Genomic DNA, 7,589 nt, shown 5'->3' on the forward strand with positions numbered 1-7,589 from the left:
TGCCGCGCCCGGCGCCGACCGCCGTGGAGCGCAGTGGAGGACGGCGCGGTGGAGCGCAGTGGAGGAGCTCGCGCGACGAGCGGAGCGGCCTGCACCGCACCGAGCGCGGTCAGCGACAGTCCACGGGGCCAGCGGCCTCGGCGGCGTCCGCACCGGAAGTCGGACCGGCGGGAGCGGCGGCGTCCGCACCGGGAGGTAGGCCCGTTGGAACGGCGGCACCGCCGTCCGGGCAGAAAAAACGGGCCCGCCGAAGCGGGCCCGTCTCAGAGGTGGGGTTCGGGATCAGCGCTCGTTGCGGCGGTCCCAGCGGTCGTTCATCCGGTCCATGAAGGTGGCCGACGATGCGGCCCGAGCGGCGGCGCGCGGCTTCTCCGACTGTGCCGGCGTCGACGACGACGACTTCGAGGGGGTGATGGCGAAGAGCACACCGCCGAGCATGAGGACGAAGGCGACGATCCCGATGATGGGGCTGGAGAGCCCGACACCGGCGATGAGCCCGCCGATGCCGACGAGGACGATGAGAGCGCCGATGACGATGTTGCGGTAGCTGGGCCGACCGCGTCCCGAGCCCATCGGAGAGACGACGTCGGCGTCGCTGCTGTAGAAGTTGCGCTCCATCTCGTTCAGAAGTCGCTGCTCCTGCTCTGACAGTGGCATGGTCTCCCTCTTCCCGATGCGGTCCGTGCCGATCGCACCAATTCTACCGTTCCCGCCGGAGGCTAGGCTAGCCACGTGACCGAAAGCAGCCTCCTCCGCCAGCGCGTCGACTCGACCATCACCGAACTGATCGACGCGCGCACCCCCATTCTCCGCGCGATGAGCGACGAACTCGACGCCGTGTCCGCCGTTTCCCTGCGCTTTCTCAGCGGTGGCAAGAGGCTGCGCGCCCTGTTCTGCTACCGCGGCTGGGAGGCCGTCACCGGCGACGTCCCCGAGGCGGGCACCCCGGAGGGCAGAGTCCTCGACCAGCTCGCCGCTGCCCTGGAGCTCTTCCACGCCGCCGCCCTGGTTCACGACGACCTCATCGACAACTCGGACACCCGCCGAGGCCACCCCGCCGCGCACGTTCAGCTCGCCGACGAGCACAGGGCTCGGGGCTGGGCCGGGGACGCGAACGCCTTCGGCCGCTCGGCCGCCCTGCTCCTCGGCGACGTGATCCTGGCGTGGAGCAACGACGCCCTTGATGCCGCCGCGAGCACGCTCGGCGCGGTCCGCGCCACCTCCGTCCGCGAGGAGTACTCGACCATGCGCCAGGGCGTCACCCTGGGGCAGTACCTCGACATCGTCGAGGAGCAGGCCTGGCCCACACGCGTCGATGGGGAACGCGTGCCCCGGGCGCTCGACGTCCTCACCCACAAGTCCGCCAGGTACAGCATCGAGCACCCGCTGGTTCTCGGCGCACTCGCCGCGGGCGCGGAGGATTCACAGGTAACGGCGCTCCGGGACTACGCGCTCCCGCTCGGCATCGCCTTCCAGCTCAGGGACGACCAGCTCGGTGTGTTCGGCGACAGTGCGCTGACGGGCAAGCCGAGCGGCGACGACCTCACGGAGGGAAAGCGCACGGTGCTCATCGCACGGGCCATCGAGCAGGGCGACGCCGCGACGCGGTCGCGACTGAACACGGCGCTCGGCGACCGGTCTCTCGACGACGCTGCCGTCGCCGAGCTCACGCAGCTCATCCGCTCCACCGGCGCCGCCTCCGACGTCGAGACCATGATCGCCGACGAGCTGGACACCGCCCTGGCCGCCGTGCCGCGAGCGACCACGCACAGGTCGAGCGCGCTCTGGCTCACCGAGCTCGCCCACGAGGCTACGCGTCGCGAGGCCTGAGCTCCCCGCGTTCTGCGGAGCCGAGCGGCGACCGCCTGCCCGGCGGGCGCGGCACGGCCGCTGATCGCCGAGCGTTCCCGCCGGCACCCGCCGACGCCGACGGAGCCGGGGACGGCCGAGCTACCGGCAGCCCGTCACGCCAGGGCCTGGGCGATCCGGCGAATCTCCGTCTTGCGCCCCGCACGGATCGCCGCGATCGGGGTGTCCCCGACGCTGTCCTCGACGCTCAGCAGCCACTCGACGGCCTCCTCGTCGGAGAAGCCGACGTCGGAGAGCACGATGATGGTGCCCCGCAGTGCCGACAGCGGTTCACCGTCGAGGAAGAACAGCTCCGGCACGGCGAAGACACCGTCGCGCTTGACACCGATGAACTGACGGTCCTCGATCAGCCGACGAACACGGGACACGCTCTCGCCGAGCAGGTCGGCGATCTCGGGAACGGTCAACCAGCGGACGGGGGCATCAGAAGAATCACTCACCCGTCAATGATGGCACGTCGGCTCCGGAGACGGCGACCTCGCGCGACCGGGAACATCGCCGCGTTCACGGTGTTTTGCCGCGTCCAGCCGCACCGCCGACCATAGACTCGCTAGCGTGACCAGCACCTCCTCAGGCGACCCCGTCATCGGTCGGCTCATCGACGACCGCTACGAGGTGCGCTCGCGCATCGCGCGCGGTGGCATGGCCACGGTCTACCTGGCCACGGACATCCGCCTGGAGCGACGGGTCGCGATCAAGGTCATGCACGGCCACCTCTCCGACGACTCCACCTTCACCACGCGGTTCATCCAGGAGGCCCGCTCGGCCGCGCGGCTGGCGCACCCCAACGTGGTCAGCGTCTTCGACCAGGGGCAGGACGACGACATCGCCTACCTGGTCATGGAGTACCTCCCCGGCATCACACTGAGGGAGCTCATCCGGGACCACGGCCGGCTCACGCCGACGCAGGTGGTCGACATCATGGACGCCGTCACCAGCGGACTCGCCGCTGCGCACCGGGCCGGCATCGTGCACAGGGACCTGAAGCCGGAGAACGTCCTCCTCGCCGACGACGGCAGGATCAAGATCGGCGACTTCGGGCTGGCCCGTGCGGCCAGTGCGCACACGTCCACGGGCCAGGCGCTGCTGGGCACCATCGCCTACCTCTCCCCCGAGCTCGTCACCCGCGGTGTCGCCGACGCGCGCAGCGACATCTACGCGCTCGGCATCATGATGTACGAGATGATGACCGGCGTTCAGCCGTTCCGTGGCGAGCAGCCGATGCAGATCGCCTACCAGCACGCCAACGAGTCCGTCCCCCGCCCGAGCGCCACGGTGCCGTCCATCCCCGACTCGCTCGACGACCTCGTGCTGTGGACGACGGAGCGTGAGCCCGACGAGCGCCCCGCCGATGCGACCGTTCTGCTCGACCGGTTGCGCGAGATCGAGCAGATGCTCGGGCTCACCTCTGCGGCGAGCAGGCACACCGTCGCCCTCCCGCCCGAGGTGCGTCAGCACGCCGGCGACGAGACGCAGATCCTCACCCCACGGACCGGCGCGACCGAGGAGATCGACCCGGACGACGCCGTCACCACCCTGACCGCGACGGCCAACCGTCGCAGACGGCGCGGGGGGCTGCTCCTCGCGCTCGTGCTCGCACTCGGCGGCATCGCCGCCGGCACGGGCTGGTACTTCGGCTTCGGCCCCGGCGCCCAGGTGGCGCTGCCCGAGCTCACGGGACTCGAGCAGTCCGCGGCCGAGGAGCAGCTGGCCTCGCTGGGCCTGCGCGCCGACGTCGACGAGGACTACAGCAGCGAGGTCGCCGAGGGCGTGGTCATGGCGACATCGCCTGACACCGGCAGCCATCTACCGGCCGGCTCGTCCGTCACCCTCGTCGTCTCACAGGGCGCACGCCCCGTCGACATCCCCGCGCTCGGCGGACGCAGCCACTCCGACGCGACCGCGGCCTTGACGAAGGCGGGCCTGGTCGAAGGCACGGTCGACCGGGCGTTCGACGACTCCGTCTCTGTGGACAGTGTGGTGTCGGCGCGCTTCGGGGACGACACCGTCACGGACGGCGGCACGGCGCACGAGGGCGACAGCATCGACCTCACGCTGTCCGCCGGCGCACTCCCCTCCGTCGTCGCGCTGCCCACCGACGACGCCAGGGCCCGGCTGACCGAGGCGGGGCTCACCGTCAACGACGACGTCAAGCGCTGGTACAGCGACACGCGCGCGGACGGAGAGGTCATCGGGATCTCTGAGCTCATCGACGACGACTCCCTCGTGCTCAAGCCGGGGGACAGCGTGACGCTGATCGTGTCGATCGGGCCCGAGCCGGTCGAGGTGCCCGACGTCGTCGGTGACACGATCTCCGATGCGAAGAAGACGCTCGAGGACGCCGGCTTCACGGTGAGCATCGACTCGGCGCTTCCCCAGTCCTTCTGGGACGTGGCGCGGCTGACCGTCGAGAAGATGAGCCCCGACGCCGGAGAGGACGCGCCGACCGGGTCCACGATCACGCTGACCGCCAACATCTGATCCCGACGGCGCGGTCGCGCCGCCGACGCCTCAGGCGCTCAGCTGCTCCGCGACGAGGAACGCGAGCTCGAGCGACTGCTTGTGGTTGAGGCGCGGGTCGCAGAGCGACTCGTAGCGCGTGGACAGCGTCTCCTCGTCGATGTGCTCGGAGCCGCCGAGGCACTCCGTGACGTCGTCTCCGGTCAGCTCCACGTGGATGCCACCCGGGTGAGTTCCGGCCGCGCGGTGCGACTCGAAGAACCCGGTGACCTCGTCGACGACGTCGTCGAAGCGTCGGGTCTTGTAGCCGCTCGGCGTGGTGATGCCGTTGCCGTGCATCGGGTCCGTGACCCACAGCGGGGTCGACTCCAGACCGGCGGCCGCCTCGAGCAGCGGGGGCAGGGCGTCGCGGATCTTCCCTGCGCCCATCCGGGTGATGAACGTGAGCCTTCCCGGCTCGCGGTGCGGGTCGAGGCGCTCGACGAGCTCGCGCATCGTGTCGGGAGTGGTGCTCGGGCCGAGCTTGACGCCGATCGGGTTCCGCACCCTGGACAGGAAGTCCACGTGCGCGCCGTCCAGGTCGCGGGTCCGCTCGCCGATCCAGAGGAAGTGCGACGAGGTGTTGTACGGCTGGTGCGTGCGCGAGTCGACGCGCGTCATCGGGCGCTCGTAGTCCATCAGCAGGGCCTCGTGACCGGTGTAGAACTCCACGCGCTTGAGCGCGTCGAAGTCGGCGCCGGCCGCCTCCATGAACTTGATGGCCCTGTCGATCTCCTTCGCCACCCGCTCGTAGCGCTGGTTGGCCGGGGTCGCGGCGAAACCGGAGTTCCAACTGTGCACCTCGCGCAGATCGGCGAAGCCGCCCTGCGTGAACGCACGCACCAGGTTGAGCGTGGACGAGGCCATGTGGTAGCCGTCGAGGATGCGCTGCGGGTCGGGGGTGCGGGACTGCTCGGTGAAGTCGTAGCCGTTCACGATGTCGCCGCGGTACGCGGGCAGCGTCACGCCGTCGCGCGTCTCGGAGTCGCTGGATCGCGGCTTCGCGAACTGACCGGCCATGCGGCCCATCTTCACGACGGGCGTCGATGCTCCGTAGGTGAGGATCACGGCCATCTGCAGGATCGTCTTCACCCGGTTGCGGATGTTGTCCGCCGTGGCGCCCTCGAACGTCTCCGCGCAGTCACCGCCCTGGAGGACGAACGCCTTGCCCGCGGCCGCGGCCGCGAGACGCTCCCTGAGCTGATCGACCTCACCGGCGAACACCAGGGGCGGCTGCGTGGCCAGCTCCTGCCGGACGCGGGCGACGCGGACGGGGTCGGGCCAGTTCGGCTGCTGCTTGATCGGGAGGGACATCCACTCGTCGAGTCCGGCAAGCACGTCGGACAGGGGCACGTCGGACAGCGGTGCATTGTGAGACACGGAGATTCCTTCACCCTCGAGGCCCGCTCCGGGCCCAACCGAAAACCAGCCTAGCGGAGTCCCACCGGGCGCAGATGCCGGACGCTCGAGGCGTAGACGTCCACGTACTCCTGTGCACCGAGGTCCTGCAGATCGTGGATGATCTCGTCGGTGATGGCCCGGAGGATGAAGCGGTCGTTCTCCATGCCGGCGAAGCGGCTGAACTCGATCGGCTCGCCGAAGACGATCCCCATCCGGCGGATCCGCGGGAGCCTGCTGCCGAGGGGCATGACCTTCTCCGTGTCGACCATCGCCACGGGGACGACGGTCGCCCCCGACTCGAGCGCCATACGGGCGATCCCCGTGCGGCCGCGGTAGAGCCGGCCGTCGGGGCTCCTGGTGCCCTCGGGGTAGATGCCGAGGACCTCGTTGCGCCCCAGCACCTGCAGCGCGGTGTTGAGCGACGCCTCCGAGGCCTTGCCGCCCGAGCGGTCGATGGGCAGCTGCCCCGTGGCGGTCATGAACGCCTTCGTGGCCCACCCCTTGAGACCCGTGCCCGAGTAGTACTCGCTCTTGGCGAGGAAGGACACCCGACGCCGCAGGTACAGCGGCAGGATGACCGAGTCAATGAAGGAGAGGTGGTTGCTCGCCAGGATCACCGCGCCCCGCTCGGGGACCCGGTCCGCGCCGACCACCCAGACGCGGAACAGCGCCTTGACCAGCGGTCCGGCGACCACGTACTTCATCAACCAGTAGAACACTCGCGCCCTCCCCTCCTCTTCGCTGTTCGGCCGTTCGGCCGTTCAGCCGCGCCCGGTCCCGCGCGAGCGCGCCAGGTCGGCCGCCCCCACCACGCCGGCGTCGTTGACGAGCTGCGCGATCTCGAAGCGCGGCTCCGGGTGGTGGCCCCGCGCCGGCAGGCTCGCCTCGAAGGCCTCGACGATCGGGCCGAGCAGGAGGGCGTCCGACTGCGCCACTCCCCCTCCGATGACGAACATCTGCGGGTCGAGCACCGCGCTCAGGCTCGCGCAGCCCTCGCCGATCCACGTGCCGAGCTCCCGGAGAGCCCGGATCGCGCCCGGGTCGCCCGCCGAGGTGAGCTGTGCGATCAGACCGCCGTTCAGCGAGCCGTTCGCCTCGATCGCCGCGCGGAAGCCACGGCCGTCCTCGCCCGGCTCGGCCGCGATCTGCTCTGCGTAGCGTTGCAGGGCCCGCCCGGATCCGTACTGCTCGAAGCAGCCGAAGCGGCCGCAGCCGCAGGGCAGTCCGCCCGGCACGACCCGCATGTGGCCGATCTCCGCCGCCGCGCCGAAGCCGCCGCGGAAGAGCCGGTCCTCGGTGATGATGGCACCGCCGACGCCCGTGCCGATGGTGACCATGACCATGTCGCTGACGAGCTGGCCCGCGCCGAAACGGAACTCCGCCCAGCCGGCCGCGTTCGCATCGTTCTCGACGACGACGGGCAGCCCGGTCCGCGCCTCGACGCGGTCGGCGATCGGCTCGTTGCGCCAGCTGATGTTGGGGGCGTAGTACACGCTCGACCTGGCGGCGTCGACGAACCCGGCCGCCGCGATCCCCACGGAGCTGACCGGCGTCGACACGCGCAGCGACTCGATCATCTCGACGACGGCGTCCTCGACGGCCGCCGCGTCCCCCGCGGGGGTCGGCGTGCGCCTCTGGTCGAGGATCGCACCGTCCTCGTCGATGACGGCTCCGGCGATCTTGGTCCCGCCGATGTCAATGCCGACTGCGTGCACCATGCTCCTTTCGGGGGTCACCGGGACACACGTGGTCTCCGGTCTGCCGGTGAAGGCACACATCAGTGTAGTTGTCGGCCGGCCCGCCCCCGACAAGGACCCGCC

The 7,589-nt window shown here is 70.6% G+C and carries 7 protein-coding genes; 2 read left to right on the plus strand and 5 right to left on the minus strand.

The features are described 5' to 3' along the window. Nucleotides 1-282: 282 nt before the first annotated feature. Nucleotides 283-657 (minus strand): DUF3040 domain-containing protein, encoded by a 375-nt coding sequence (locus FM119_RS05890; RefSeq protein ID WP_087136747.1) that lies wholly within the window; start codon nucleotides 655-657, stop codon nucleotides 283-285. A 75-nt stretch (nucleotides 658-732) separates the two neighbouring features. On the opposite strand from FM119_RS05890, the gene FM119_RS05895 reads away from it, so the two are divergent. Continuing rightward, nucleotides 733-1,830, plus strand: a complete 1,098-nt coding sequence (locus tag FM119_RS05895) for a polyprenyl synthetase family protein (protein ID WP_087136748.1) — start codon at nucleotides 733-735, stop codon at nucleotides 1,828-1,830. A 134-nt stretch (nucleotides 1,831-1,964) separates the two neighbouring features. On the opposite strand, the gene FM119_RS05900 is transcribed toward FM119_RS05895, so the two are convergent. Then, nucleotides 1,965-2,309 carry an Rv2175c family DNA-binding protein gene (locus tag FM119_RS05900; protein ID WP_087136749.1) on the minus strand — a complete coding sequence of 115 codons (345 nt, stop codon included), beginning with the start codon at nucleotides 2,307-2,309 and terminating at the stop codon, nucleotides 1,965-1,967. A gap of 115 nt (nucleotides 2,310-2,424) precedes the next feature. On the opposite strand from FM119_RS05900, the gene pknB reads away from it, so the two are divergent. Beyond that, nucleotides 2,425-4,350 (plus strand): Stk1 family PASTA domain-containing Ser/Thr kinase, encoded by a 1,926-nt coding sequence (gene pknB, locus FM119_RS05905; RefSeq protein ID WP_087136750.1) that lies wholly within the window; start codon nucleotides 2,425-2,427, stop codon nucleotides 4,348-4,350. 30 nt (nucleotides 4,351-4,380) lie between these two features. Here pknB and FM119_RS05910 read toward each other — a convergent pair whose 3' ends face one another. From FM119_RS05910 to FM119_RS05920, 3 genes are all read right to left on the minus strand, one after another. Further along, the gene (locus FM119_RS05910) at nucleotides 4,381-5,682 is read right to left on the minus strand and encodes a class II 3-deoxy-7-phosphoheptulonate synthase (RefSeq protein ID WP_087136768.1); all 1,302 of its coding nucleotides are present in this window, start codon (nucleotides 5,680-5,682) and stop codon (nucleotides 4,381-4,383) included. Nucleotides 5,683-5,798: 116 nt separating this feature from the next. Further along, nucleotides 5,799-6,488, minus strand: coding sequence for a lysophospholipid acyltransferase family protein (locus FM119_RS05915; RefSeq protein WP_087136751.1), 690 nt, complete (start codon nucleotides 6,486-6,488; stop codon nucleotides 5,799-5,801). Between the two features lie 42 nt (nucleotides 6,489-6,530). After that, on the minus strand, nucleotides 6,531-7,484 hold the full coding sequence (locus FM119_RS05920) for an ROK family glucokinase (RefSeq protein ID WP_087136769.1): 954 nt from the start codon (nucleotides 7,482-7,484) through the stop codon (nucleotides 6,531-6,533). Nucleotides 7,485-7,589: the final 105 nt, after the last annotated feature.

The organism is Mycetocola reblochoni REB411, from assembly GCF_900163835.1.
Classification (GTDB): domain Bacteria; phylum Actinomycetota; class Actinomycetes; order Actinomycetales; family Microbacteriaceae; genus Mycetocola_B; species Mycetocola_B reblochoni.

Bases quoted from the DNA above. Each gene is read 5' to 3' on its own strand.
- FM119_RS05890 (WP_087136747.1), bottom strand. From the start codon at position 657: ATGCCACTGTCAGAGCAGGAGCAGCGACTTCTGAACGAGATGGAGCGC.
- FM119_RS05910 (WP_087136768.1), bottom strand. From the start codon at position 5,682: ATGTCCCTCCCGATCAAGCAGCAGCCGAACTGGCCCGACCCCGTCCGC.